This is a genomic window from Rhodoligotrophos sp. CJ14 (genome assembly GCF_038811545.1).
Lineage (GTDB): Bacteria > Pseudomonadota > Alphaproteobacteria > Rhizobiales > Im1 > Rhodoligotrophos > Rhodoligotrophos ferricapiens.
In genome coordinates this window covers 1481390-1506065 of record NZ_CP133319.1, presented here as the reverse complement: position 1 = coordinate 1506065, position 24676 = coordinate 1481390, and the positions used below count along the sequence as shown (strand labels likewise).

At 60.9% G+C, this 24676-nt stretch carries 23 protein-coding genes; 10 read left to right on the top strand and 13 right to left on the bottom strand.

The window, feature by feature from the left end; genetic code table 11:
• The first annotated feature begins 154 nt into the window (after positions 1-154).
• Positions 155-2254, top strand: a complete 2100-nt coding sequence (locus tag RCF49_RS06895; RefSeq protein WP_342643297.1) for a molybdopterin-containing oxidoreductase family protein — start codon at positions 155-157, stop codon at positions 2252-2254.
• A 19-nt stretch (positions 2255-2273) separates the two neighbouring features.
• On the opposite strand, the gene RCF49_RS06890 is transcribed toward RCF49_RS06895, so the two are convergent.
• From RCF49_RS06890 to RCF49_RS06875, 4 genes are all read right to left on the bottom strand, one after another.
• Positions 2274-3356 (bottom strand): polyamine ABC transporter substrate-binding protein, encoded by a 1083-nt coding sequence (locus RCF49_RS06890; RefSeq protein WP_342643296.1) that lies wholly within the window; start codon positions 3354-3356, stop codon positions 2274-2276.
• Between the two features lie 96 nt (positions 3357-3452).
• Positions 3453-3674 carry a SlyX family protein gene (locus tag RCF49_RS06885; protein WP_342643295.1) on the bottom strand — a complete coding sequence of 74 codons (222 nt, stop codon included), beginning with the start codon at positions 3672-3674 and terminating at the stop codon, positions 3453-3455.
• Positions 3667-4431: a rhodanese-related sulfurtransferase gene (locus RCF49_RS06880; protein WP_342643294.1), complete on the bottom strand. Its 765-nt coding sequence runs from the start codon at positions 4429-4431 to the stop codon at positions 3667-3669. The genes RCF49_RS06885 and RCF49_RS06880 overlap by 8 nt, the downstream gene beginning before the upstream one ends.
• Before the next feature lie 8 nt (positions 4432-4439).
• A complete protein-coding gene (locus RCF49_RS06875; protein WP_342644141.1) occupies positions 4440-5111 on the bottom strand; it encodes a L,D-transpeptidase in 672 nt (223 codons plus the stop codon).
• 370 nt (positions 5112-5481) lie between these two features.
• On the opposite strand from RCF49_RS06875, the gene RCF49_RS06870 reads away from it, so the two are divergent.
• Positions 5482-6588: a TRAP transporter substrate-binding protein gene (locus RCF49_RS06870; RefSeq protein ID WP_342643293.1), complete on the top strand. Its 1107-nt coding sequence runs from the start codon at positions 5482-5484 to the stop codon at positions 6586-6588.
• A gap of 337 nt (positions 6589-6925) precedes the next feature.
• Here the strand turns inward: RCF49_RS06870 and RCF49_RS06865 are convergent, their stop codons facing one another.
• Together RCF49_RS06865 and RCF49_RS06860 are read right to left on the bottom strand one after the other, a co-directional pair.
• Entirely contained in the window at positions 6926-8596 is a 1671-nt protein-coding gene (locus tag RCF49_RS06865) for a TRAP transporter large permease (protein WP_342643292.1), read from the bottom strand.
• A gap of 40 nt (positions 8597-8636) precedes the next feature.
• Positions 8637-9176: a TRAP transporter small permease subunit gene (locus tag RCF49_RS06860; protein ID WP_342643291.1), complete on the bottom strand. Its 540-nt coding sequence runs from the start codon at positions 9174-9176 to the stop codon at positions 8637-8639.
• Between the two features lie 696 nt (positions 9177-9872).
• Here RCF49_RS06860 and RCF49_RS06855 point away from each other — a divergent pair.
• Both RCF49_RS06855 and RCF49_RS06850 read left to right on the top strand, forming a co-directional pair.
• The gene (locus RCF49_RS06855) at positions 9873-10646 is read left to right on the top strand and encodes a TonB family protein (RefSeq protein ID WP_342643290.1); all 774 of its coding nucleotides are present in this window, start codon (positions 9873-9875) and stop codon (positions 10644-10646) included.
• A 96-nt stretch (positions 10647-10742) separates the two neighbouring features.
• Positions 10743-11501, top strand: a complete 759-nt coding sequence (locus RCF49_RS06850) for a glutamine amidotransferase (protein ID WP_432807372.1) — start codon at positions 10743-10745, stop codon at positions 11499-11501.
• Positions 11502-11642: 141 nt separating this feature from the next.
• On the opposite strand, the gene RCF49_RS06845 is transcribed toward RCF49_RS06850, so the two are convergent.
• Complete coding sequence (locus RCF49_RS06845; protein WP_342643288.1) at positions 11643-11993, bottom strand: RcnB family protein; 351 nt, start codon at positions 11991-11993, stop codon at positions 11643-11645.
• Between the two features lie 402 nt (positions 11994-12395).
• Here RCF49_RS06845 and RCF49_RS06840 point away from each other — a divergent pair, with 402 nt between their 5' ends.
• From RCF49_RS06840 to glgX, 3 genes are all read left to right on the top strand, one after another.
• Positions 12396-13637, top strand: a complete 1242-nt coding sequence (locus RCF49_RS06840; protein WP_342643287.1) for a D-amino acid dehydrogenase — start codon at positions 12396-12398, stop codon at positions 13635-13637.
• Between the two features lie 13 nt (positions 13638-13650).
• Positions 13651-14460 carry a maleate cis-trans isomerase family protein gene (locus tag RCF49_RS06835; protein WP_342643286.1) on the top strand — a complete coding sequence of 270 codons (810 nt, stop codon included), beginning with the start codon at positions 13651-13653 and terminating at the stop codon, positions 14458-14460.
• Between the two features lie 97 nt (positions 14461-14557).
• A complete protein-coding gene (glgX, locus tag RCF49_RS06830) occupies positions 14558-16804 on the top strand; it encodes a glycogen debranching protein GlgX (RefSeq protein WP_342643285.1) in 2247 nt (748 codons plus the stop codon).
• 95 nt (positions 16805-16899) lie between these two features.
• Here glgX and RCF49_RS06825 read toward each other — a convergent pair whose 3' ends face one another.
• Complete coding sequence (locus tag RCF49_RS06825) at positions 16900-18297, bottom strand: DcaP family trimeric outer membrane transporter (protein ID WP_342643284.1); 1398 nt, start codon at positions 18295-18297, stop codon at positions 16900-16902.
• A 138-nt stretch (positions 18298-18435) separates the two neighbouring features.
• Positions 18436-18837, bottom strand: a complete 402-nt coding sequence (locus RCF49_RS06820) for a (R)-mandelonitrile lyase (protein WP_342643283.1) — start codon at positions 18835-18837, stop codon at positions 18436-18438.
• A 216-nt stretch (positions 18838-19053) separates the two neighbouring features.
• Between RCF49_RS06820 and RCF49_RS06815 the strand changes: the two genes are divergently transcribed.
• The 3 genes from RCF49_RS06815 to RCF49_RS06805 all read left to right on the top strand — a co-directional run bounded on the left by RCF49_RS06815 (position 19054) and on the right by RCF49_RS06805 (position 21156).
• The gene (locus RCF49_RS06815; RefSeq protein WP_342643282.1) at positions 19054-19377 is read left to right on the top strand and encodes a hypothetical protein; all 324 of its coding nucleotides are present in this window, start codon (positions 19054-19056) and stop codon (positions 19375-19377) included.
• 163 nt (positions 19378-19540) lie between these two features.
• A complete protein-coding gene (locus tag RCF49_RS06810) occupies positions 19541-19915 on the top strand; it encodes a hypothetical protein (RefSeq protein ID WP_342643281.1) in 375 nt (124 codons plus the stop codon).
• Between the two features lie 122 nt (positions 19916-20037).
• Positions 20038-21156, top strand: coding sequence for an aromatic ring-hydroxylating oxygenase subunit alpha (locus RCF49_RS06805; RefSeq protein WP_342643280.1), 1119 nt, complete (start codon positions 20038-20040; stop codon positions 21154-21156).
• Between the two features lie 63 nt (positions 21157-21219).
• Here the strand turns inward: RCF49_RS06805 and RCF49_RS06800 are convergent, their stop codons facing one another.
• Genes RCF49_RS06800 through RCF49_RS06785 form a run of 4 tightly spaced genes read right to left on the bottom strand, consistent with a single transcriptional unit; the run spans position 21220 to position 24674 of the window.
• The gene (locus tag RCF49_RS06800; protein WP_342643279.1) at positions 21220-22320 is read right to left on the bottom strand and encodes an LLM class flavin-dependent oxidoreductase; all 1101 of its coding nucleotides are present in this window, start codon (positions 22318-22320) and stop codon (positions 21220-21222) included.
• A gap of 33 nt (positions 22321-22353) precedes the next feature.
• A complete protein-coding gene (locus RCF49_RS06795; protein ID WP_342643278.1) occupies positions 22354-23109 on the bottom strand; it encodes an SDR family NAD(P)-dependent oxidoreductase in 756 nt (251 codons plus the stop codon).
• 12 nt (positions 23110-23121) lie between these two features.
• On the bottom strand, positions 23122-23883 hold the full coding sequence (locus RCF49_RS06790; RefSeq protein WP_342644140.1) for an ABC transporter ATP-binding protein: 762 nt from the start codon (positions 23881-23883) through the stop codon (positions 23122-23124).
• A 5-nt stretch (positions 23884-23888) separates the two neighbouring features.
• Positions 23889-24674, bottom strand: coding sequence for an ABC transporter ATP-binding protein (locus tag RCF49_RS06785; protein ID WP_342643277.1), 786 nt, complete (start codon positions 24672-24674; stop codon positions 23889-23891).
• Positions 24675-24676 lie beyond the last annotated feature (2 nt).

Sequence of the window (24676 nt, the reverse complement as noted above, 5' to 3'; positions counted from 1 at the left end):
CTCCTCGCCGTTCCGATTATCGGAACGTTGTTCTGGATTTCGGAAGTATGGCGGGATCGTGCTTCAGACGTCAAGGGCGAGAAGGGCGCCTATGCCCGGCTGATCCTTTTCGCTATGATGAGACGGCTTTGCGTAGAACGGACCCGGCTGCCCCATGAACATTCGTCAGACTATCAAGATCGGCCATTCCGCCTGCCCGCATGATTGCCCGTCAACCTGCGCGCTGGATGTGGAGGTGCTGGATGAGCGGACGATCGGCCGGGTGCGCGGCTCGGCAGATAATAGCTATACGCTGGGGGTCGTCTGCGCGAAGGTCGCGCGCTATGCGGAGCGGATCCACCATCCCGGCCGGCTCACCAAGGCGTTGAAGCGCAAGGGCTCGAAAGGCGCCGGTGAGTGGCAGGAGCTCGGCATCGAAGACGCGCTGGATGAGGTGGCGGAAGCCTTTCTCAGGGCGGAGGCACGCTACGGGTCGGAAGCGGTCTGGCCGTATTTCTATGCGGGCACGATGGGCCTGCTCATGCGCGATGGGATCAACCGTCTGCGTCATGCGAAGAAATATTCCGGGATGTATGACACGTTCTGCGTGACGCTGTCATGGCCGGGGATCCTCGCGGGCCAGGGCAAGATTGCGGGGCCGGATGCCCGCGAAATGGCACGCTCCGACCTGGTGGTGATCTGGGGCACCAATCCCGTGCATACGCAGGTCAATGTCATGACGCACGCGCTCAAGGCGCGGAAAGAGCGGGGCGCGAAGATCGCGGTGGTGGATGTCTATGAGACCGCCACCATGAAGCAGGCAGATCTCGGGCTGATCATCCGCCCCGGTACCGATGGCGCTTTGGCCTGCGGCGTCATGCATGTGCTGTTCCGCGACGGCTATGCGGATTGGGATTATCTCGAGCGCTATTCGGATTGCCCGCGCGAATTCGAGGCTCATCTTGCCACACGCGACCCCGCCTGGGCCGCGGCCATCACCGGCCTTGATCCGCGAGAGATCGAGGATTTCGCCAAGCTGATCGGAGAGCGCCGACGCGCCTTCTTCCGCATCGGCTATGGCTTCTCGCGCTCACGCAACGGTGCGGTCAATGTGCATGCGGTGACCTGCATTCCAGTGGTGACCGGCGCGTGGCAATATGACGGCGGCGGCGCGCTGCATTCGAACAGCGCCATCTACCATATGAAAAAGACCTTGATCGAAGGTCTCGACGCGATGGACCCCTCCATTCGCACCCTCGAACAGGGGCGGATCGGCGAGGTGCTGCTGGGCAATCCGCAAGATCTCGGCGATGGTCCGCCGGTGATGGCCATGCTGTTCCAGAACACCAACCCGGTCTCGGTCGCACCGGACCAGAACCGGGTCAAGCAGGGCATGGCACGCGATGATCTGTTCACATGCGTGCATGAGCAGTTCATGACCGAAACGGCCGAGATGGCCGATATCGTGCTGCCCGCCACGATGTTCATGGAGCATGACGATATCTATGTGAGCAGCGGCCACCAGCACCTGCTCGCCGGTCCCAAGCTCATCGAGGCGCCCGGGGATTGCCGCTCCAATCATGATGTCATTGTCGGGTTGGCGAAGCGGGTGGGGGCCAGCCATCCCGGCTTCGAGATGACACCGGCCGAGATCCTCGATCGTACGCTGCAGGATTCCGGCTGGGGCACCTGGGAGGAACTCAAGGCCAATCGCTGGATCGATTGCCAGCCCAAATTCGAGGACGCGCATTTCCTCAAAGGGTTCAAGCAGCCCGAGGGCAAATTCCGCTTCCGACCCGATTGGCGCAAGGTCGTCTACCGGCCGCAGGTCAAGGCGACGCTCGGGCCGATCGAGAGCATTCCGGAGTTTCCGGACTATTGGGCGGTGATCGAGGAGGCGGATGCGGAGCACCCGTTCCGGCTCGCGACAAGCCCGGCGCGCAATTTCCTGAATTCCAGCTTCAATGAGACACCGACGTCGCGGGCCAAGGAGGGACGGCCGGAGCTGATGATGAACCCCAAGGACCTTGCTCGGCTCAACCTTGCGTCTGGGGATAAGATCAAGGTCGGCAATCGCCGCGGGGTCGTCACCCTGCATGTGCGCGCCTTCGACGGGGTGAAGCAGGGGGTGGTGATCGCCGAATCGATCTGGCCGAATTCCGCTTTCGAGGATGGCTGCGGCATCAACAGCCTGACGGGGGCGGATCAGCCGGCGCCGTTGAGCGGCTGCGCCTTCCACGATAACCGGGTGTGGGTGAGGCCTGCTGCAGCGTGAACTTCGCCCAAAAGCACGCTTATTTGGCCTTCATGACATCAGCCAAGGCGCGCTCATAGTCCTTGCGCGCGTCCTCGCCGATATCGAGCATCTGCTCCTGTTTGAGCAGGGTCTGCGGAGATAGGGAAAGGTTCGGGAATTTCTCGAGCCAGTGCTTGTCGACGCGCGCCATGCCCGCCTGGTTCGGGCTCTTGTACAAGAGTTCTTTGGCCAGCCATTCCGCTATGTGCGGTTCCAGAAGAAAGTTCAGGAAGGCGTGCGCTGCGTCCTTATTCTCAGAGGCTTGGCTGATCACCACGACATCGACCCAAAGGTCGGTGCCTTCCTTGGGAAGCGCGTATCTGATCGCCGGATTCTTGGCGGTTCCGAAATTGCAATAGGAATCCCAGGCATGGGCGAGTAGCACATCGCCGGAGACGAGGGCCGAATAGGCGGCAGCATCGTCATAGGCCAGCACCCATTCCCTGGCCTCGCCCAAGCGTTTGGCCGCGGCCTTGATCCTGTCGGGCGCGGTCTCGTTCACGGAGAAGCCTTCCGCCTTGAGAGCGGCCGCAAAGCGCCAGCGGGCATCCGACAGCAAGGTGATCTTCCGAGCAAGCTCCGGCTTGGGCTTCAGCAAATCGTTCCAGCTCGTCGGCGGATCCTTGAGCTGGTCGGCGCGGTAGCACAAGCCGGTGGTGCCCCAGGCATAGGGGATTGAGAAACGGTTGCCCGGGTCGTGCTTGAGCCGGCTTGCTTCGGGATAGAGGTTCTTCAGGTTGGGCAGTTTCTGATGGTCGAGCTCGGCCAGCAGCTCCTTTTGCTTCAATACCTGGGCAAAGGGCGCGGCAATGAAGATGACATCGTAACCCTTGCCGCCAGCTGCGGTGACCCGCTCCATGATTTCTTCATTGGTCGACTGCAGCGTCAATTCGGCTTCGATGCCGGTTGCCTGCTTGAAGCGGTCCAGCAGGTCGTCCGGCATGTAGCCATCCCAATTGGATATGGTCAGCTTGCCGGCGGCACTTGCCGGGACGGTTGCGAGCACGGCCAACACTAAGCAGGCGGCCAGAAGTCGGCGCGCCAGGCAGAGCCACGCGCCAAGGCTGATCGATTTCGGCATTCCCCTGTCCACTGCCCCTTTACGGACTTCCGATTGAGACCGCAGGACCTGGGCTATTTCAAGGAGCAGAACAAGCCACCGTTCACGGGGCCGATCTCAATAGTGAGGTGGCGGAGGCTCCGGCGGGTTGCCCAGGCTGCGCGCGTTCTCCAGCTCCTGGATTCGATCGATGAGGGCGGTAACGAGGCGGGACAGCCGGTCGATATGGCCCCATTGCTCGACGACCGTCTTGTTCAGATCCTCTATGGTCTCATCCTGATAGGCGATGCGGATTTCAAGGTCAGCTATGCGGGGTTCAAGCTCGGCGGGTTCACTCATGAGAGTGATCCTCCGCGCGGGCAGTGTCGAGGGGGATCTCGGTCAGGCCTTGGCCGACAGCGCCGCGCTCGTCGAACACAAAGCAGGCGCCGCGCCAGCGACTTTCCTGCTCCGGCACTTGCTCAAGATAGCTCAATATGCCGCCCTTGAGGTGATAAACCTCGGAAAAGCCCTGAGAGAGGAGGTAGGCTGTGGCCTTTTCGCAGCGGATGCCGCCCGTGCAGAACATGGCGACCTTCTTGTGGCGCGCGGGATCAAGCAGGCGGCGCACCGCCTGCGGAAATTCACCGAAGCTGCGGGTTGAGGGGTCTATCGCTCCGGGAAAGGTCCCAAGCTCGACTTCGAAATGATTGCGCGTATCGACCAGGACGACCTCCGGGTCGTCCAGGAGCCGGTTCCAGTCGCGCGGGGCAACATAGGTTCCGACCTGCTTTAGGGGATCAGCGGGCACGCCGAGCCGCACGATCTCGGATTTCAGCCGGACCTTCAGCCGCTTGAAGGGCATGGCTGTCGCCCGGGACAGCCGAAGCTCAAGGGTTGAAGGACTCTCCTGAAAATCGGGAAGCGCGCGGAGCGCTGCGATGAAGGTGTCGACCTCCTGATCCTCACCGGCAAGGGTGCCATTCAGTCCTTCAGATGCGAGGAGCAGGGTGCCCTTCAACCCATGTGCCTCGGCAAGCGCGCGCAGCGGTGCTTGGAGCGCGCGATATTCCGGCAAGGGAACGAACTGGTAGAGGGCGACGACCTTATACGTCATGAGCAGGCTCACGCCGTCCGATCGAAGGATCCGACCGGCAGGACCGTGACGCGCGTGCCAACTGGGACACGACGATAGAGATCGATCACGTCCTGATTGAGGAGGCGAACACAGCCGCTCGATACGGAGTGACCGATGGACCAGGGCTCGTTGGTGCCGTGGATCCGGTAAAGGGTATCGCGGCCATTGTGATAGAGGTAGAGGGCGCGGGCACCGAGGGGATTGTCCAGCCCGCCCGGCAGGCCGTCAGCATAGGGGCCATAGCGCTCGGGCTCGAGGGAAATCATGGTCGGCGTCGGTGTCCAGCGGGGCCATTTGGCCTTACGTCCGATCACCGCGTCACCCTGATAGTCGAAGCCAGCCTTGCCCACGCCGCAACCATAGCGCAGCGCGACACCGCCTTCCTTCACGAGATAGAGAAACCGGCGCGACGGGTCGACCACGATGCTGCCGGGGGGCTCGTCGCCGCCATAGGAGACCTCCTGGCGCAAATATTGCGGGTCGATCTTGCGCACATCGATCGCCGGCACCGGATAGGGCTCATCGTCGATGGCAGAATACATCTCGACGTAGCTTGGATCAGGCTCAGGCTGAAATACGACCGGCATGGACCTGGTGGTTGTACAGGCACCCAATGCGAGCGGCAGACTGGCAACGAACATACGACGGGTCAGCATCAATCCGGATCTTTTCATGAAGCGAACGTGGTGAGGAATGGACGAGACATTCTTCATACGCTCGACGCGCGCAAAACGGTACCAAAATGCTCAGTGGCTCAGCTCACTTCCTAGTCACTCAATGGACCGATTTGGGTTAGAGCGCTGTCGCTCTCTCTGGATCGCGAAACCGCTCCAATTTTGGTTTGGTCGTATTTTCTTCACGCGAACCGGTACCCGTTTCGCTCGAGAATGCTTCCGGTCTTAGACTTTTGTCGCACAGGCCGAGCGCACTGATTTCCTTGTTTTCGGTGCCTCGTTGCGATCTATATTCCAGCAGTTTGCCGCCGGATTTGGGCGGGAGAATCAAGAGCGTTCTCGGGAGGAGAGACTCATGGATCGTCGTACGGTTATCAAAAATGCGGGATTGGCCGCAGGGGCCGCCGCGGCCAGCGCGGTCGGCTTTGCCGCACCCGCCATCGCCCAGTCTTTGCCGGAGATCAAGTGGCGGCTGACCTCCAGTTTCCCGAACTCGCTCGATACAATCTTCGGTGGCGCGCCGGTTTTGGCGGAAGCGGTCAAGAAGATGACCGACGGCAAGTTCACCATCGACGTGTTCCCGGCTGGTGAGCTGGTGCCGGGCCTGCAGGCTTTGGACGCCGTACAGAATGATACGGTCGAGGCAGCCCACACCGTCTGCTACTATTATGTCGGCAAGGATCCCACTTTCGCGCTGCCCTCGTCGGTGCCATTCGGCCTCAATGCCCGGCAGCAGAATGCCTGGCTCTATCACGGTGGCGGCAACGAGCTCGTGAACGAGTTTCTCTCGGCCTATAACGTGGTCGGCATGCCTGGTGGCAATACGGGCACGCAGATGGGCGGCTGGTTCCGCAGAGAGATCAAGAGCGTTGCCGATCTCAATGGGCTCAAGATGCGGATCGCGGGCATTGCCGGACGCGTGCTCCAGCCTCTGGGTGTCGTCCCGCAGCAGCTCGCCGGCGGCGATATCTATCCGGCGCTCGAGCGTGGCACGATCGATGCCACGGAATGGGTCGGCCCTTATGACGACGAGAAGCTCGGCTTCTATCAGGTGGCCAAGTTCTACTATTATCCAGCCTTCTGGGAAGGCGGCCCGACCGTGCATTTCCTGTTCAACAAGGCCAAGTACGAGGCGCTGCCAGAACCCTATAAGGTGGCGTTGGACACGGCGGCCAAGGCTGTGAACATCAACATGCTGGCCCTCTATGACGTGAAGAACATGCAGGCCATTCGCAGCCTGGTGGGCAAGGGGGTGCAACTTCGGCCGCTGCCGCGCGACGTGCTCGATGCGAGCTATGAGCAGGCCTTCAAGATCTATGACGAGCTCACCAATACAAATCCGGCCTGGAAGAAGATGTATGAGCCGTGGAAGACCTTCCGCTCGCAGAGCTATGAGTGGTTCCGCGTCGCGGAATATACCTATGACAGCTATGTCTACAGCCAGCAGGCAGCGGGGAAGTAAAGACGTGGTGGCCGCGGCAGCCTGAGGTGCTGAGACATTTCGGGCTGGCGGATGAGATCAGATGAGACTTGGGCCAGTCGGCTCCTAAAGCATTTCCGCTTTTCTTTGGATCGCAAAACCGCGCCTCAAATTCTTGCCTGGTCGCATTTTCTTCACAGGAACCGGTATCCACTTCGCTCGAAAATGCTCTAGCAAGGGCGATCCCTGGGATCGCCCTTTCTCGTCTGGTGCAGCATTCCTCGGCGGAGACTGCCCACCGCAGCGCTTCGCTTCTCAATCGCGAGACCGCTCTAAGATTCCTCTGCAGGGAGCGGTATCCGCCTTGCTCGGAGATAGCCTATTGCTGACCTGAGTTGCCGAAGCTCGGCGGCGGCAGAGGAGAAGCGCCTTGGTTTTGCTCTTGCGGCGCTGGGGGGGCAGGCTGCTGAGGCGCGCCGAAACTTGGTTGAGGCAGGGGAGCCCCCGGTTGCGGCTGAGGACCGGTTGGGGCAGGCGCGGACTGCTGCGGGGCACCGAAGCTCGGCGGCGGCGGGGCACCGAAGCTTGGCTGGGCCGGCGCACCAAAACTTGGGGGCGGCGGTGCGCCAAAGCTAGGCGGGCTCATCGTGCTGGAGGGACTCGTCGAGCCGGCGCCTGGCATGGGCACATTCAACTGGATGGTCGAGGGATCAACCGTCGCGTCCTTCTTGATCCAATGGGTGACGCTCTCCGGCCAGAAGATCACGATCGCAACGAGGATGAGCTGCATGGCCAGCCAGGGGATCGCGCCCATGTAGATGTCGGAGGTGCGAATGCTGGTCGGCGCTATGCCCCGGAGGTAGAACAGGGCAAAGCCGAAGGGCGGGTGCATGAAGGCGGTCTGCATGTTCACGCAGAGCAGAACGCCGAACCAGACAAGATCGATGTCCAAGGCCTGGGCTGCCGGCACCAACATCGGGATAACGATGAAGGCGATCTCGAAGAAATCGAGAAAGAAGGCCAAGAAGAAGACGAAGACATTGACGAAAATCAGAAAGCCGAGCTGACCTCCGGGCAGGCCGGACAGAAGATGCTGAACCCAGTGACCACCATCCATGCCCTGGAACACCAGGCTGAAGACGGTGGATCCGATCAGAATGAACACCACCATGGCCGTGATGCGGGTGGTGGATTCCATTCCCTGCCAGAGGAGGGACCAGGTCAGCCGCCGATGCATGATGGCCAGAAGCATGGCGCCGACCGCACCCATGGCGCCGGCTTCGGTGGGGGTCGCAAGGCCCATGAATATGGTGCCGAGCACCAGGAACATCAGGACAAGCGAGGGCACCATGGCCTTAGCCACTTTCCAGAGGAGACGCCAGCTGCTCGCCGTGCGCGCTTCCTTCGGGATCGGCGGCATATAATGCGGCTTCACGATGGAGACGATCAGCACGAAGCTCAGGAAGATGAGCACCTGCATGATCGAGGGGCCAATCGCGCCAGCATACATGTCGCCCACGGACCGCCCGAGCTGATCGGCGAGAATGATCAGCACAAGCGAGGGAGGGATGAGCTGGGCGATGGTGCCGGATGCGGCGATCGCGCCGGTGGCGATCCGCGTGTTGTATCCGTATCGCATCATGATCGGCAGAGAAACGATGCCCATGGCGATCACAGAGGCCGCCACGGTGCCGGTGATCGCACCCATGACCGCTCCGACGAGAACCACCGCATAGGCAAGACCGCCCGGCAGCGGACCAAACAGCTGCCCCGCACCCTCCAGCAGATCTTCGGCGAGTCCGCTGCGCTCCAGAATCGCGCCCATGAAGGTGAAGAAGGGAATGGCCAGCAACAGGTCATTCGACAGGACCCCAAAAAAGCGCAAGGGCAGGGCCTGCAGGAAGACCGCATCGAAATGCCCGGTCAGGATGCCAATCAATCCGAAGAAGAGGCCGCAAGCCGCCAGCGAAAAGGCGACCGGGAAACCATAGAGCAGAAAGAGGACGAGGCCCGCGAACATGAGCGGGGGCATGATGCCATATTCGAACATTCGCGCGCGCTTCCCCTGTTTGTATCCCCTATTGTCCGCTCTATTGCAGCGGCTTCTCGTAATGCGTATCGATCTCTACCAGCCCCCTGAGCGCGCTGATCCGCTTGATCAGCTCGGACAAACCCTGCAAGGCGAGAAGGATAAAGCCCAGCGGTATCATCAGCTTGGCGGGCCATAGCACGAGGCCGCCGGCATTCATCGACATTTCCCCACTGCGGAAGGATGAGGTGAAGAAGGGGAATGTTAGATAGACGAGAAAGCCAACCGCGGGCAGCAGGAAAAAGACCAGACCAAGAATGTCCACATAGATCCGCTGTCGATCGCTGATGGAAGAGTAGATGAGATCCACCCGGACATGGCCATTCATTTTCAAGGTGTAGGAGGTGCCCAGCATCACCATGGCGGCAAATAGGTACCACTGGACCTCGAGATAGGCATTGGAGCTGTAATGCGCGAGATAGCGCACGACCGCATTGGTGGCGCTGATCAGAACCGCCAAAAGCACGCAGCAATTGGCGATGATCGCAAATGCTCTATTCAGCCGGTCAATCGCACGACTGAACGCCAAAAGCCCTTGCATAGGTCTCTCGTCCCCTTGAGCGCTATCCGCTAGGTTCCTCGTGTAGCCGGTTGCGAAATAGCAGCTTTTCCCGGCGTAACCAACTCGGCCAATAGTTTGAGATCGCAAGCACTGGGGCTGCCCATTGCTGCCAAAGAGATCACAAGGGAATTCCCACCCCGGCCGAGCCGCGCATAATATCGGAGTTGCCGCGGACCGTCGCCGTGGGCGAGAGTGTTTCGCACCCGGCTAGCAGAAGAGCCAATAAAGTCGCGAGAAGAATGCGCATCATGGTGCATCCAGACATGGTTGCCAGAGCCGGCGTCGCATTTTGCGCGAACTGAAACCGCTCTAAGCCGTTGGTTGACGGCATCTTCTTTGCGCGAACCGGTATCCACTCCGCTCGAAAATGCTCTATATCATAGGCGCAGCTTCATGGGCGGGACAACGTGGTTTCGTTCCTGTTTGCGTGGGCTGAGCAGACATGATCAGGCCATTTTGATTTCACATGGAGCTTGGGGTGGCTGCACGGTGCCGCGGGCCTGGGCGAAATTGCCGAGATCCGGTACTTATGCCGATCCAATCCGATCAGATGGGAAGATTGCCCTGAGCACTGCCGACGCGTCGATCCTCGAAACCGTACAGCCCGAGCCTCTCACCCCAGCAGGTTCGGGTTCAACGCGTCGGGAATGGCTGCGGTGGGGAATAACCTGCCTCATGGCGCTTGCTTTGCACCTCATCGCATTTGCAGCAGCCATCTATGAATTTCCAAATACAGATCGGTTCGAAGCGCCCCCCGCAATTCCCGTCGAGCTGGTGACCGTTCCCGAACCCGAACCGCCAGCCAAAGAGGAGCCGCAGCCGGAACCCGAGCCGGAGAAGAAACCCGAACCCGAGCAGCCACAGCCGCAATTGCGTCAGAGCGGTGCGACGGACAATACGCAGCTTGCCCCGGAAGATGCCCCCAAGGTGCAGGAGCCAGAGGAAAAGCCGCAGCCGGCCAAGCCAGAGGTTTCACCGCAGAAGGTGACGCCGGTCGAGAAGCCCGCGCCGGAGGTGCCCAAGCTTGCCGAATCAGAAACGGGGACCGAGCCCAAGGCCGCGGAGACGCCGCAGATGATGGCGGGCGTGCCCAAGCTCGATCTGCCGCCTGCCTTCGAGCTGCCGAGCCCCGCCCGTGGCTTCTCCGGCGTGAGCAGCGGACCGGGCGGCGGCGGTGATCCCTATCTCAATCAGCTGCGGGACAAGATCATCGCGAAACTGGTTTATCCCCCCGGCAGCCGGTCGCGGTCGGGGGTGGCACGGTATCAGGCGATCATCACCCGGCAGGGACAGCTCGCGAGCGTGGAGCTCACCAAATCCTCCGGCCATCGCGATCTCGATCTGGTGGGCTTGCGCGCGATCCGCGCCGCCGCCCCGTTCAAGCGACTGCCCAGGGACATACCGGGGAGCCGCGCGATTATCGAGATCTCGCTGCGGTTGGGGTTCTGAGCGGGGCTGAAGCATTGCAGATATGGCCATGCGACCATGCAATGCATGCCATCGACCTTTTCTAAAGAATATGAAACAATAAATATCCAGTGCCGAATGGCCGTTGTGCCAGGACCTGGTTGCTATATGAGCGCTTCGCTTCGAAAAATCCTCATCGTTGTCCATCAAGCGAGTTCGAGCCCCGGAAGAGTGGGGTTGATACTCAAGGAGCGCGGCTTTGCGCTCGACATCCGCCGGCCGTGCCTGGGCTGCCCGTTGCCTGAGACGCTGGAGGAGCACGACGGCGTCGTGATCTTCGGCGGGCCAATGAGCGCCAATGACTGCGAGGAGTTCATCCGGCGCGAGACGGATTGGATCGGCGTTGTCCTGAAGGAAAACAAGCCCTTTCTCGGCATATGCCTGGGCGCGCAGATGCTTGCGCGGCATCTCGGCGGCACTGTCGCGCCGCATCAACATGGGCTGGTCGAGATCGGCTATTATCCGATCTTTCCAACACCCGCCGGGCAAGCCCTGTTCCATTGGCCGAGCCATGTCTATCACTGGCACAGGGAGGGCTTCTCCCTTCCCGCGGGGGCTGAACTCCTGGCGCGCGGGGAGCATTTCGAGAACCAGGCGTTCCGCTTCGGCGAGCGGGCCTATGGCATTCAGTTCCATCCAGAAATCACTCTGCAGATGCTGCATCGGTGGACGGTGCGGGGCGCCGGCCGGCTCGATCTTCCGAATGCCCAATCACGCCGCATGCATTTCGAGGGGCGCAGGCTCTATGACGCGGCCGTCCGCGTCTGGCTCATGAGGTTTCTCGATCACTGGCTGGACCCGCAAGCGGCGCGGCCTGCGGCCATTGCAGCGGAATAGGCCTGGTCCTTCCGCTTCTCCGATCGCCCGGCCATGCTGACCCTGAGACCATTGGCTCTAGCGTAGACGCAAAAAAGCCCCGCCGGTTGGCGGGGCAGTCGGGCGTCGAAACTCTATGCAACCAAAGGCGATCCACAGTGATCAACGGCTGGCCGCTATGATGCCTGCAATGATGCCGGTCGCGACACCGACCAGGATGAACTCATTGCCCACGCGGATCCATTGCTGGCCCGGTGCCGGCCGGCGCAGTCCGTAGCGGTGGTAATCACGAACAGCCTGGTATCTGCGCCATTCGGAAAAGCGGTTGCCCCTTTTCCAAGCTGGGCGCTTCACAACCTTCTTTTTGACGACCTCCTTGTGAACGACCTTCTTCTCAACCTTGGGATGGACGTAATGGGGTGCAGGCCGGTGCTGCTGGTAGCGCTGCTGTGCTTCAGCCGCAGGCACTGCGAGCATTGAAAGAGCAATCGCCGCTGCGAACAGTCGCTTCATCAGAATTCCTCCGTTACTTACAAGTTTATTCATATCAGCTGTACCGGTGAACGGCTGATGAATATGGCTTAAAACAAATGTAATAAATTGTATCACTTTGTGGCAAAAAATGCCGGATGCTGAGGGCGTTGTTTTCCGCGGGAAAAGCGACGTCTGCTGAGTTTTAGTCGCGCGTCGTAGCAGGCCTAGTGATTTTCTGCTAAATTCTTAAAATCAGTTTACGGACAGGTTCTGGGGTTCTCGTTCAGCGTCCGCGGTGCTGCACGCAGAATTCAGCACAGAAGTGTATAATGAGCGACCGCCATGCATTGACGGTGGTTGGTGGCGGCCATAGGCTGCTCGTCGGGGACAATAAGGTCCGAACGAGGGCTAGGTTTCACAGGTCGGCGGCAGGGGTGATCAATGAAGGTCGTTGTCATTGGAGGAGGGGTCGTCGGGGTCACGACAGCTTACCAGCTGCAGCAGGATGGGCATGAAGTCACGCTCATCGAGAAGCAGCCGCAGGTGGCGGAAGAGACGAGCTGGGGCAATGCCGGGATGGTGGCCCCGGGCCATTCTTTCGCCTGGTCGTCACCGCAGGCGCCGATGATCCTGCTCAAATCGCTGGTGAAGAAGAATCAGGCGCTGCGGTTCAAGCCGTCACTTGATCCGCGGCTGTGGACCTGGTCGCTCAAATTTCTCGCGCAATGCACGGAAGAGCGGGCGCGCATCAATACGCTGCGCAAGCACAGGCTCGCGACCTATTCGCAAGGTGTGCTGCATGAGGTTGTGGCGCGGGAGAACATCCAATTCGACAATAACGCCCGCGGCATCATGTATTTCTATCGCGACGAGGCCTCGCTCGAGCGCGGCATCGCTCATATGAAGATCCTCGCCGATGACGGCCAGGAGATGCGCACGATCAGCCGCGACGAGATCCTGAAGCTCGATCCATCGCTGGCCTCGGCTGCCCACAAGATCGCGGGCGCGGTCTATTGCCCGACGGATGAGACGGGCGATTGCAACAAGTTCACCAACGGATTGGCCAAGCTGTGCATCGAGCGCGGGGCGGAATTCCGCACAGGGACCGCGGTCACGCGAATCAATGTGTCGGGCAATCAGGTCGCGAGTGTTCAGACCGACAAAGGAGAGGTTAAGGGCGATCTCTACGTGCTCTCCGCCGGCAATTACAGCCCGATCCTGGCGAGGCCCATCGGGATTGATCTGCCGATCTATCCGGTGAAGGGCTATTCGCTCACCATTCCGATCGGCAATCATGGCGCCGCACCGACCATCGCATCGGTGGATGAGAATAATCTCGTCGCGATCACCCGCATGGGAGACCGCGTGCGGGTGACCGCCACAGCGGAATTCGCCGGCTATAATACCAGCCATAAGCCCGACGACTTCACCTTCATGAAGGGTATCGTGCAGGAACTCTATCCCGATGGGGCCGATTACGATCGCGCCTTCATGTGGGCGGGCCTTCGGCCAATGACCCCGACCAATATGCCGATCATCGGCCCGAGCCGGTATCGCAACCTGTTCTTCAATACGGGCCACGGCCATATCGGCTGGACGATGTCGAACGGCTCAGCCCGAATCGCGGCCGATATGATCGCCGGCCGCACCCCGGCGATCCCGCTGGATGGACTCGCTGCCTGACCGGAGATTTGTCATGACATCATCGCTTGCGGCCAAGACCACACAGAGCGCAGACGTGGATTTCATCGACTTCGGCGTGCTGGATTGCACGCTCGATAAGGGCATTGCTCATCGTGCGGCGATCGGCCTGCTCGTCCTTTCAACCGACCAGACCATGGAGCACGAGTTCCGGCAGGTGGTGCGAGGCGATGGGGTCGCCTTCTATTCGACGCGCGTGCTCAATGACGTGATCATCACCAATGAGACGCTGCGGGCCATGCGCGACAAGATCGCCCCGGCGACTGAGCTGATCCTGCCCGGACTGCCTCTGGACGTGGTCGGGTTCGGGTGCACCTCGGCCAGCATGGCGCTCGGGGAAGAGGTGATCTTCGCGGAGATCCGCAAGGCACGGCCCGGTATTGCCTGCACTACGCCCATCACCGCGGCCTTTGCCGCCTTCAAGAGCTTCGGCGCCGATCGGATCGGCGTGCTCACGCCCTATTCGGCGGAGGTGAACGAGACCGTGCGCGCCTATCTCAACAGCAAGGGCGTGAATGTCGCGGCGTTCGGCACGTTCGACAAGATCGATGACCGGGATGCGGCGCGGATCTCGCCACGGTCCATCGCCGAGGGTATCAAGACCCTGACCAAGCGAGCCAAGCTCGATGCCGTCTTCGTCTCGTGCACCAGCCTCAGGCTTTGCGAGGAGGTCGCGGGGATTGAAGAGGAGATCGGCCTTCCGGTCACCTCCAGCGATCATGCGTTGGCCTGGCACTGCATGCGGCTTGCGGGCGTAAACGACGTCGTGCCCAATGCCGGGATGCTGTTCGGCCGAACCTTGTAAGGGATTGCGGATAGCGCCCGCATTGCACTCGCTCCATCGGGAACCGGGAGCTCTCTCCCATGGTTCTCCTGGTGCTCTTTTGCAATGTGGGGGCTCCATGCAGCTGAAACGATCATCAGCACCGTCGGCCGGGGTTGCCAGGCCAGCAATCCTCAGATCGCCCATTCGCGAGGGCCTGCCGTTTCCGCTGGGTGCAACCTGGGATGGTCTCGGCGTCAATTTCGCGATCTTTTCCGCCAATGCCACGAAGGTGGAACTGTGCCTGTTCAATGGGGACGGCGAGACAGAGATCGAGCGGATCGAGCTGCCGGAATATACGGATGAGGTCTGGCATGGCTATTTGCCATCAGCGCGGCCCGGCACGGTCTATGGCTACCGGGTGCATGGTCCTTACGAGCCCGACGCCGGCCATCGCTTCAATCCGAACAAGCTGCTGATCGATCCTTACGCCAAGCAACTGGTCGGCAAACTCACCTGGGGGGAAGAGCTGTTCGGCTATAAAATCGGCCACGCGGACAAGGACCTCTCCTTCGATGACCGGGACAGCGTTCACCTCATGCCAAAGTGCCGGGTGGTCGACCCCGCCTTTACCTGGGGCCCAGAGCGCCGGCCGCGTACGTCGTTTGAGAGGACGGTCATCTATGAAATGCACGTGAAGGGCTTCACCAAGCTCAATCCGCATCTGCCCGAGGATGAACGTGGCACATTCGCAGCCCTCATCCATGACCGGGTTCCGCGCTATATCCGCAATCTCGGCGCGACGGCAGCCGAGCTCCTGCCGATCCACGCCTTCGTCGATGACAGCTATCTCGTGGAAAAGGGGCTCAGGAACTATTGGGGCTATAACAGCATCGCCTTCTTCGCGCCGGAACCGCGCTATCTCCACTCATCCAGCGTGAACGAGTTCAAGGAGATGGTGAACCAGTTCCACGCAGCCGGGCTCGAGGTCATTCTGGACGTGGTCTATAACCACACGGCGGAAGGCAATGAGCTGGGGCCGACCCTGTCGCTCAAGGGCATCGACAATGCCAATTACTATCGGCTGATACCGGACCAGAAGCGCTATTACATCAACGATACCGGCACGGGAAATACCGTCAATCTTTCCCATCCCCGGGTACTGCAGATGGTGGCCGATTCGCTGCGCTACTGGGCAACCGAAATGCGCGTCGACGGCTTCCGATTCGATCTCGCGACGATCCTTGCCCGCGAGCCTTACGGGTTTGACGAGGGGGGCGGCTTTCTCGATGCCTGCCGGCAGGACCCGGTGCTTTCCGGGATCAAGCTGATCGCGGAGCCCTGGGATATCGGTCCCGGCGGCTATCAGGTCGGACAGTTTCCGCCGGGATGGGCCGAGTGGAACGACAAGTTCCGCGACACGGTGCGCTCCTACTGGAAGGGCGATGAGGGAAAGCTGCCGGACTTTGCGGCGCGCATCGCCGGCTCCGGCGACCTGTTCAACAAGCGCGGGCGCAGACCGTGGGCGAGCGTCAATTTCATCACCGCCCATGACGGATTCAATCTCACTGATGTCGTCTCCTATAACGAGAAGCACAATGAGGCGAATGGCGAGGAGAATCGCGACGGCCATTCCAATAACCATTCCTGGAATCACGGGGTCGAGGGGCCTACGGATGACGAGGCCATCATCGAATTGCGCGAGCGGCAGAAGCGGAACCTCTTGGCAACGCTTTTGCTCGCGCAGGGCACACCGATGCTGCTTGCGGGCGATGAGTTCGGCCATACGCAGCAAGGCAATAACAATGCCTATGCGCAGGACAATGAAATCACCTGGCTCAACTGGGAGGGCATCTCACCGCGCGGCCGGCAGCTGCTCGAGTTCGTGCGCAAGCTGATCGCCTTGCGGACCACCTATCCCATTCTCCATCGCGGCAGGTTTCTCGGTACGGAATATAACGAGGACCTGGACGTCAAGGACCTCACCTGGATCTCGCCGACGGGGGAGGAAATGACAAGGGAGCAGTGGGAGGATGCCAAGGCCAAGTGCTTCGGGATGCTGATGGATGGCCGGGCGCAGCCGACCGGCATCAAGCGCCGGGGCGATGATGCGACCCTGCTCATCGTCACCAATGCCCATCACGACGTGGTTCAGTTCACGCTGCCGGAGGTTGCCGAGGGCAATCACTGGGTCTGCCTGATCGACACCAATGTTCCGGAGCGGGCGGACTACACGCGCCATAATATCGGCGCCGTCTATGAGGTCACCGGACGCTCGTTCCTGGTGTTCGTGCTCAATCGCGGGGAGCAGGCCGGAAAGCTCACGCGCGCGGGTCTCGGTGCCATTCTCGATATTTCGGAACGTCCGCTGGGCGATCTGGGGTGAGAGAATGGTCGAGGGCCGGTGAGACAGAGCGGGATGGCTCGCGTCGGATCGCCATCCCGCTCCAAGTCTTTGCTTGGGCTTAGAGCGCTTCCGCTCTAGAAGTAGAACCAGGCGCCGAACTGAGCGCGCCAGGCGTCGTCGGTCACGGTGCCGCCGCTGCCGGGGATGGCCGGATCGATGCCGGCGGTGCGCTCGCGCTGGCCCCACATGACTTCCCAGCCGAGACGGAGCTGATCGACGGGGCGCCACAGGATGTTGGCGTGCAGCGACATCATCTCCACGTTCTCGTCGTTGAGGCCAGTGTCGAGGACATCGTTGCGATCCATATCGCTCCAGCCCCAGCCGACATTGAACTGGGTGGTGTCGGTGACATCAAAGATCAAGCCGGCAAAGACGCCCAGCGCCTCGATCGTCTTGATGTCGCCGAACGCGTCGACATAAGCACCTGTCGCGCCGAACAGGTACTGGCCGATGCCATCGCCATACATGACCGAGGTGGTGAGGGTGAGGAAGTCGGTGAAGACCACATTGGCCGCCGCCTGGACACCCCAGCCAAACTTGCTGTCGCTGCCATAGGGACCGTCCAGGTCGCCGTCCAGGTGGTAGTTGGCCGCAAGACCCGAGATCAGGAACTGATGGCCTGCTTCCGTTTCATACTGCCAGCGCGCGGTGAAGTTCGGAATATTGCTCGATGACTGGCCGAAGGAGTTGATCAACTGGCCATCGCTCGGGTTCTCGATCGCGACCGCGAATAGCTGCGGCCCCTCATGCCAGGTGAGGCGCACCTGAGGAGCGCGGGTCGAGCCAATCAGGCCCAGCGGGCCGTTATTGTCAACCGTGGTGATGCCGGTGAAGGGCGAGGCGAAGTTGCGGGTGGTCTGGCCGGCGCCGAACGTCCAGTTCGGGGTCATGTCCCATTCGCCCCACGCATGGCGCAGGCGGAAATCGGTGCCGCCGAAGGAGCCGCCGGACAGGAAGTCACCCTCGATCAGGGTGCGGATCTGGCCGATGGCTGTGTCCGACTTGGACTTGATGCTGAAGCGCGATTGGCGGGCATGCAGGCGCACGTGGTCCTGATCCTCCTGCCCGTCAATGGCCGTGTAGCTGAAGAAGTCGCCGAGATCCTGATCGAAGTCATAGATCACGTCGCCCTTCACATAGCCGGAGATGGTGACCTCGTGGATCGGGGCCGGCAGATCAGCCGATGGCGTGATCGCGATGGTCATGCCACTGGTGGTCGGCATGGCATCGCCGACAAGGCCCATGTTCCAATCGGCCGTTGCTTCCGTCCCCCGACGGAAGGTGATCCAGCTTGCACCCTCGGGGAGCGGTGCTGACGCGGGCCGGCTCTGCAGCTGGTCGACCTGCGCCTGCAGCGCCTCGAGTTGGGCCTTAAGCGCCACCAGCTCGTCTGCCTTGGCATGGCTCGTCAAACCCGCCATGGCAACGCCAGCGAGCAAGCTTAAGGAAACAATCCTCTGAACGGTCTTCATAATCCCCCTCGAAACAAATACTCGATGGGGGCTGCCTAGAGGGTTTATTTTACGATTGGATCGCAGTTCGGTGACATGCTGCAACGCAGCGTGCGCGAGGAGTGGCTGTTGCTTCTTTGCAACAGGCCGCTCCGGCGGTCACGGTTTCGCGTTGTAATCCGCCTCCGAGACCTCCTCGAGCCAATCGACGGTCGAACCGTTCAGAGCCTCGTGCATGGCAAAATGGGTCATGCTGGTTTCAGGCGCGGCCCCGTGCCAATGCTTCTCGCCGGGTGCAAACCACACGACATCACCGGCACGGATTTCGACGATCTTCTCTCCCCAGACCTGGGCCCGGCCGCAACCGCTCAGCACATAGAGGGTCTGTCCAAGGGGATGGGTGTGCCAAGCCGTGCGAGCGCCCGGATCGAAGGTCACGATCGTGGCGCGCACCCGCGCCGGTTCCGGTGTCTCGAAAACCGGATTCTGCAAGGTCTTGCCCGTAAACCAGCCAGCCTTGCCGGGCCTCGATGGAATCGAACCGCAGCGCTTGATCTCCATGACGCATATCCTTCGCATGATCGCCGCCAGTGGCGGCCCCGTCTCTGCATCGCGGGCCCGGTCGCATCTGTCAACCTCTGGCCGACAATCAGCGCACGGTCGCATTGAAAAGCATTTCTCTTGTAAATTCGATGTTTATTGCCGGTGTTGTGTGAACTCCTCCGATAGAAACTGTCGATAGTCTCGGCGGCTTCAGCAACCTACCCGGAGATATTCATGACTTCGCTGGTATTGAGAGTTATGCCCGTTCTCGTCATTGGTGCTATCGCCGGAAGCGGTGCGGCTTTCGCAGATTCACAGTGGCAGGATCAGCCCACGGGGCAGATCGGTGCTATCCCGCTCGGGCTCGAGAGCGCGTCGCCGACCTTGCCGGGCGACTATGATGTCATTGTCGATGACGTGGGCAGTGGCATCGGCCAGATGGAGGCGCAGAATCCGTTCGCCTATCGCCAGGGGGTTCCAGCAAACACAGCCGAAGAGACGCACTATAACCAGGAGGGAGAAAGGCAGTACCTGCCGCCCAACCAAAGTGCGGAATGAACCTTACCCAAGTAATTTGGATGAACGAAGCATTAATGCTTCGTTCATCTCATATTTATCGCCAGGTGACATAATTTATTACAAATGATTACACACGAAGTGATGATTCGAAGCGCGAGATGTGTGTATCATCATTTAACTCTCGCGATGATGGAGATCGGTCATGTCGACCACTAAACCAAAGATATTTGCGGCTTTGATTGCTGGAGCGCTCGCGCTTGGCGGTCTCGCCACCGGCGCTTCGGCTGCGACCGGCAGCTCAACCGTTCTGTCTCAGACCAATATCGCCGGTGGGTTCGAAAAGAGCTCCGTGCAGCAAATCGATTGGCGTCGTGCCGAACGGCGCGCTGAGCGCCGCGCTGATCGTCGAGCCTGGAAGCGGCAGGTGCGGCGTGATCGCGCCTGGTACTACAACCCGCGGTCCCACGGCCCGCGTTATCGCGTCCGTCGCCCCGGATTCGGCTATTTCTATGGAGGCTATTACTATCCAAGGCCCTGGTGGCGCATGGGGCCAGGACCGGTGGTGGTTCTGCCGTAAGCTGAAGACGCGCTGTCCTCGATGCCCTTCGGATCCGTTCCGGGGGGCATTTTCATTGGTGCGATGAATTGACCCGTCCCTGGTCTAGAGGCATTCTCATCTTTGTGTTGGGGAGGGTCGATATGAAGCTTGATCACGATGAGCTCGCCGCTGCGAGCGCCCCGCTGAACCGAGCACGTTCCATGCCGGCCGGGTTCTACACTGACCCAGAGATCTTTGCCCGGGAGCGGGAACACCTGTTCCTGAAGCATTGGTTCTTCCTGTGCCGCGAGGAGCAGCTGCCCAATCCCGGCGATTACCGCGCCTTCGACACGCCCGGTGGGCCCATCGTGCTCATCCGCGGCAAGGACGAGGTCTTGCGCTGCTTTGCCAATTACTGCCGGCACCGGGGATCGATCCTGCTGGAGGGTGAAGGCAATTGCGGCGGCCGGATCATCTGTCCCTACCATGCCTGGAGCTATTTCAGTGACGGCCGGCTCTATGGCTGCCCCGATATGCAGGATGCCGAGGGCTTCGATCGGGTCGAGAATGGGCTGGTGCCCTTGTCGCTCGATCGGTGGAACGGCTTTGTCTTTGCCAATTTCTCCAGGAGCCCCAAGCCGCTTCTGGAGCATCTGGGGGATTTGCCGCAGCGCTTTGCCTCACATCGGCTCGACCGCATGCGTTGTACATGGAAGATCACGCTGGATGGTGCGTGCAACTGGAAACTCGTGCTCGAAAATGCCATGGAGACCTACCATACGGGCATTGTGCACAAGAATACGGTGGGCGCGCAGCAATCGAGAACGCTCGAGACCCGGGGCGACTGGATCTGCATCCAGGTGATCAGCGGGCGCAGCATCGCCACGCTGCCCGGCGCGCCGCCGCCATTTCCGCCCATCGAGGGGCTCGATGACGATGCCAAGATGGGCACCTATTTCACGGTGATCTTCCCCACATGCCAGTTTGCCGTCGCCCAGGACTCCATGTGGTGGCTCAATGTGACGCCGGTGTCGCATGAGCGCTCAAGGGTCGAAATCGGCGGCTGCTTTCCCGAGGATATGCTCGGCCGGTCCGATTTCGCCGAAAAAGCCGCGGCCTATTACGAGCGCTGGGAGCTGGTCGGGCGCGAGGATGTGGGCATTCTCGAGAAGCAGCAGAAGGCGCTGGCATCCGTGCTCTACAAGCCGGGCCCACTGTCGTGGCGCGATGACATGGTGCAGGCGCTCGGGCTTTGGGTCGTGAACAATACCGGCCTCTGAAAAGGCCCGAAGCATGGCAGCAAGCGGCCAGGGCTTGCTGCCATCGCAGGGACGTTGAGACCGTCAGGTCGCCGCCGTTCGCGTCAACTCGGGCACCCGGTCGGCATGTATCTCGCCCAGGGCCATGCCGAAGTCTTTCTCCAGTAAAGGAATGACGTCACCGGCGAAGCGCTCCATCGAGGCACGCGCCTTGGCACCGGGCACCGTGCCAATCTGCATGAAGCAGGAGAGGTGGGTGGTACCGAGGGCACGAATTTCGCGGGCGAGCTTCTCGGCGACGTAATGCGCATCACCGAACACGAGATTGTCGCGAATGCTCTCGAGCGGCGGTTCATCGGGCATCGGGGGCGCCTTGATGAAATGTCCGTCGAGCTCGGGAATGCCGGCGCGCATGGCGGTGACGATGCGGGCCACCACGCGTGCCCGCTCGGCCATTTCCAGCGCCTCCGCCTTATCGTCGGTGACAAAGACATATTGCTGAACCCCCAGGGGGACCTTGCTGGCCGGAATGCCCATAGCCGCATATTGGGCGCGGATCTGGGCCGCCATCTCGTCAAGAACGGGAAAGCCCTTCCAGCCGGCGGTGATGAAGGGCGTGTGGCCGCTGCGTGCCACCCGCTGGAGCACGCGCGGGTCGAGCCCGGTCACGTAGATCTCCGGTCCGCCCGGCTGGAGGGAGCGCAAGGCAATGGGAGAGGGGGGCACTTTGAAATGCTTGCCCTCATAAGCGATGTAGCCTTGCCGCATGCCCATCTCGATGATGTCCCAGATCTCCATCATCAGATCGGTCTTATCCGCCAGACGGCGGTTATAACGATCGAACTCATATTGCTGGTAGCCCGAGCCGATCCCGATGATCGCGCGCCCGTTGGACTGGACATCGAGCAGACCCAGCTCCTGAACGAGGCGGACGGGATCATAGAGCGGCAAGACAAGGACCGCCGCGCCGAGCCTGATCTTCCGGGTCACGCCTGCCGCATAGGAGGCCATCATCAGCGGTGAGGGACAGACGGAATAGTTCGAGAAATGATGCTCGGCGAACCAGGCGACATCGAAACCCACCTCATCGGCGAGCCTGACCATGGACAGGGTGTCTTCGACAATGGTGCGGGGCGAGGTCGAGGCGTCCCGCTGGGTCATCAGGTTGAAGAGGCCAAGCTTCATGTCAGGTCCTTCGCAGGGGATAGATGATGGCGTTCAAGCATAGATATAGCCGCCGCTGACGATCACATTCTCGCCCGTCATGTAGCGGTTGGCATCGCTCAGCATAAAGACAATCCACTCGGCGATATCGTCAGGCTGGGCGTTGCGCCCGAGTGGCGTGTGCGAGGCAAGCTCGGCCAAGAAACCTGCCGCCTTTGCCTTTTCCGTGGCGATGCCGGCCGGGGCGACCGAGTTGATGAGGATCTGATCGGGCGCAAAGGCGTCCGCGAAAGATTTGGTGAGGCTCGCAACCGCCGCCTTGGTCGCGGCATAGTGGGCATTTTTCGGGTGCGCCTTGAAGGCGTCCACCGAGGTAATGTTGACGATGCGGCCACGGACCGTACCCCTGATGTCCTGGCCGCGCATCTTCTCGACCGCTGCAGCCATCATGTTATAGGTGCCGCGTACATTCACAGAAAAATCGAGATCCCAATCCTCGTCGGCGATGGCCAAGATATCCTTGCGGGGATAGACACCGGCGCAGTTGACCAGCCCGTCGACCCTGCCGAGCCGGTCGGCCGCCTTGGCAAAGAGACGGTAGGCTTCGGCCTTGGGCACGATATCACCGGTGATACCGAAGACCTCGGCTCCCGATTTGGTGCTGAGGCGCTCGATGACAGGCTCGAGCACGCCGGGATTGATATCGATAATGGCAAGCCGGGCTTTCCGCTCGACCAGCATTTCCGCTGTGGCGAGGCCCAGACCGCTGGCGCCGCCGGTGATGATAATGCCTTTCCCCTCAACAGTCATGGTGCAGCTCCGTCACCCCAGATAGGCTTCCTTGACCTGCGGATTTTCGAGAAGATGCGTGGCCGGCCCTTCGAGCGTGATGCGGCCGGTTTCGATGACATAGCCATAGTCGGCGATCTGCAGGGCGAGAAAGGCGTTCTGCTCGACCAGCAGCACGGCCACACCCTGCCTGCGGATCTCAACGACGGTTTCGAAGATCTTCTGTACGAGCAGCGGCGCGAGCCCCATGCTCGGCTCATCGAGCAGCAGCACCTTGGGATTGGACATGAGCGCGCGGGCCATGGCCAGCATCTGCTGCTCGCCGCCGGACAGCGTGCCGGCCACCTGGCGGAACCGCTCCTTCAACACCGGGAACATGTCGAGGGTGCGGGCCTCGGTATCGGCGATCCACTTCTTGTCATTCTGCAAGAAGGCGCCAATGCGCAGGTTCTCGGCAACGGTCATGCGCGAGAAGATGCGCCGGCCTTCTGGAACTTGGACGAGGCCTTTGCCGACAATGGCGAAAGGGGAGAGGGACGTAATCGACTGACCGGCGTAGACGACGTCGCCGTCGGTTGCGCCGAGAATGCCGGAAATGGCGCGCAAGGTGGTGGTCTTGCCGGCGCCGTTGGCACCGATCAGGGTGACGATCTGATCCTTGCCGACATTGAGGGAAACACCCTGAAGCGCGTGGATCTTGCCATAATAGACATGCAGATTGCGCACGCTCAGCAAAGCCGTTGTCGCTTCATTGCCCATGGGCGCGGCTTGAGGCGCAGCGCTCAGATCTGCCATGGCCATCATTTCAGAGCTTTCTCCGCGGTTGTGCCAAGATAGGCTTCGATCACCTTCGGGTTGTTTTGCACTTCGGCGGCCGTGCCCTCCGCGATCTTCACGCCATGATCGAGCACGGTGATGCGGTCAGAAATTCCCATCACCACGCGCATGGAATGTTCGATGAGCAGGATCGTCACCCCGAGCTCGTCACGCAGCCGACGCACGAAGTTCATCATGTCGTAGCTTTCGCGGGGGTTCATGCCCGCCATGGGTTCATCCAGCAGCAGGAGCCGCGGCTTGGTGGCCAGAGCACGACCGATCTCAAGGCGTCGCTGTTCCCCATAAGCGAGATTGCGCGCCACGGTGTCCCCGCGGCCGCGGAGGCCGACGAAATCAAGAATGCGCAGCGCCTCCTCTTGCGCTGCCTGCTCATCTTCCCGGGTTGCTTTCGTATTGAGGATGGCACCCAGCCAGTTGGATCTGAGGTGGATGTGCATGCCCACCATGATGTTCTCGATGGCGGTCAGGTTGCGGAACAGCCGGATGTTCTGATAGGTGCGGTTGATGCCAGCGGCTGCGACCCGGTCGGGCGTCACCCCGTCGATCCGCTCGCCGGCAAACCAGATCGCGCCCTCAGTCGGCTCATAGAACTCCATGATGCAGTTGAAGACGGTGGTCTTACCGGCCCCGTTGGGTCCGATAATGGAGTGGATAGACCGTTCCTGAACGTCGAGATCGAGGCCGTCGACGGCAATGAGGCCGCCGAAGCGCTTGGTCATCTGCTCCATCGTGAGGAGGCCAGTCGTCATCG

What these genes read in the sequence shown, in the direction of transcription:
- RCF49_RS06895 (WP_342643297.1), top strand. Translation starts at nt 155, where the DNA reads ATGAACATTCGTCAGACTATCAAGATCGGCCATTCCGCCTGCCCGCAT.
- RCF49_RS06890 (WP_342643296.1), bottom strand. Translation starts at nt 3,356, where the DNA reads ATGCCGAAATCGATCAGCCTTGGCGCGTGGCTCTGCCTGGCGCGCCGA.
- RCF49_RS06885 (WP_342643295.1), bottom strand. Translation starts at nt 3,674, where the DNA reads ATGAGTGAACCCGCCGAGCTTGAACCCCGCATAGCTGACCTTGAAATC.
- RCF49_RS06880 (WP_342643294.1), bottom strand. Translation starts at nt 4,431, where the DNA reads ATGACGTATAAGGTCGTCGCCCTCTACCAGTTCGTTCCCTTGCCGGAA.
- RCF49_RS06870 (WP_342643293.1), top strand. Translation starts at nt 5,482, where the DNA reads ATGGATCGTCGTACGGTTATCAAAAATGCGGGATTGGCCGCAGGGGCC.
- RCF49_RS06865 (WP_342643292.1), bottom strand. Translation starts at nt 8,596, where the DNA reads ATGTTCGAATATGGCATCATGCCCCCGCTCATGTTCGCGGGCCTCGTC.
- RCF49_RS06860 (WP_342643291.1), bottom strand. Translation starts at nt 9,176, where the DNA reads ATGCAAGGGCTTTTGGCGTTCAGTCGTGCGATTGACCGGCTGAATAGA.
- RCF49_RS06855 (WP_342643290.1), top strand. Translation starts at nt 9,873, where the DNA reads ATGGCGCTTGCTTTGCACCTCATCGCATTTGCAGCAGCCATCTATGAA.
- RCF49_RS06850 (WP_432807372.1), top strand. Translation starts at nt 10,743, where the DNA reads ATGGCCGTTGTGCCAGGACCTGGTTGCTATATGAGCGCTTCGCTTCGA.
- RCF49_RS06845 (WP_342643288.1), bottom strand. Translation starts at nt 11,993, where the DNA reads ATGAAGCGACTGTTCGCAGCGGCGATTGCTCTTTCAATGCTCGCAGTG.
- RCF49_RS06840 (WP_342643287.1), top strand. Translation starts at nt 12,396, where the DNA reads ATGAAGGTCGTTGTCATTGGAGGAGGGGTCGTCGGGGTCACGACAGCT.
- RCF49_RS06835 (WP_342643286.1), top strand. Translation starts at nt 13,651, where the DNA reads ATGACATCATCGCTTGCGGCCAAGACCACACAGAGCGCAGACGTGGAT.
- glgX (WP_342643285.1), top strand. Translation starts at nt 14,558, where the DNA reads ATGCAGCTGAAACGATCATCAGCACCGTCGGCCGGGGTTGCCAGGCCA.
- RCF49_RS06825 (WP_342643284.1), bottom strand. Translation starts at nt 18,297, where the DNA reads ATGAAGACCGTTCAGAGGATTGTTTCCTTAAGCTTGCTCGCTGGCGTT.
- RCF49_RS06820 (WP_342643283.1), bottom strand. Translation starts at nt 18,837, where the DNA reads ATGGAGATCAAGCGCTGCGGTTCGATTCCATCGAGGCCCGGCAAGGCT.
- RCF49_RS06815 (WP_342643282.1), top strand. Translation starts at nt 19,054, where the DNA reads ATGACTTCGCTGGTATTGAGAGTTATGCCCGTTCTCGTCATTGGTGCT.
- RCF49_RS06810 (WP_342643281.1), top strand. Translation starts at nt 19,541, where the DNA reads ATGTCGACCACTAAACCAAAGATATTTGCGGCTTTGATTGCTGGAGCG.
- RCF49_RS06805 (WP_342643280.1), top strand. Translation starts at nt 20,038, where the DNA reads ATGAAGCTTGATCACGATGAGCTCGCCGCTGCGAGCGCCCCGCTGAAC.
- RCF49_RS06800 (WP_342643279.1), bottom strand. Translation starts at nt 22,320, where the DNA reads ATGAAGCTTGGCCTCTTCAACCTGATGACCCAGCGGGACGCCTCGACC.
- RCF49_RS06795 (WP_342643278.1), bottom strand. Translation starts at nt 23,109, where the DNA reads ATGACTGTTGAGGGGAAAGGCATTATCATCACCGGCGGCGCCAGCGGT.
- RCF49_RS06790 (WP_342644140.1), bottom strand. Translation starts at nt 23,883, where the DNA reads ATGGCAGATCTGAGCGCTGCGCCTCAAGCCGCGCCCATGGGCAATGAA.
- RCF49_RS06785 (WP_342643277.1), bottom strand. Translation starts at nt 24,674, where the DNA reads ATGACGACTGGCCTCCTCACGATGGAGCAGATGACCAAGCGCTTCGGC.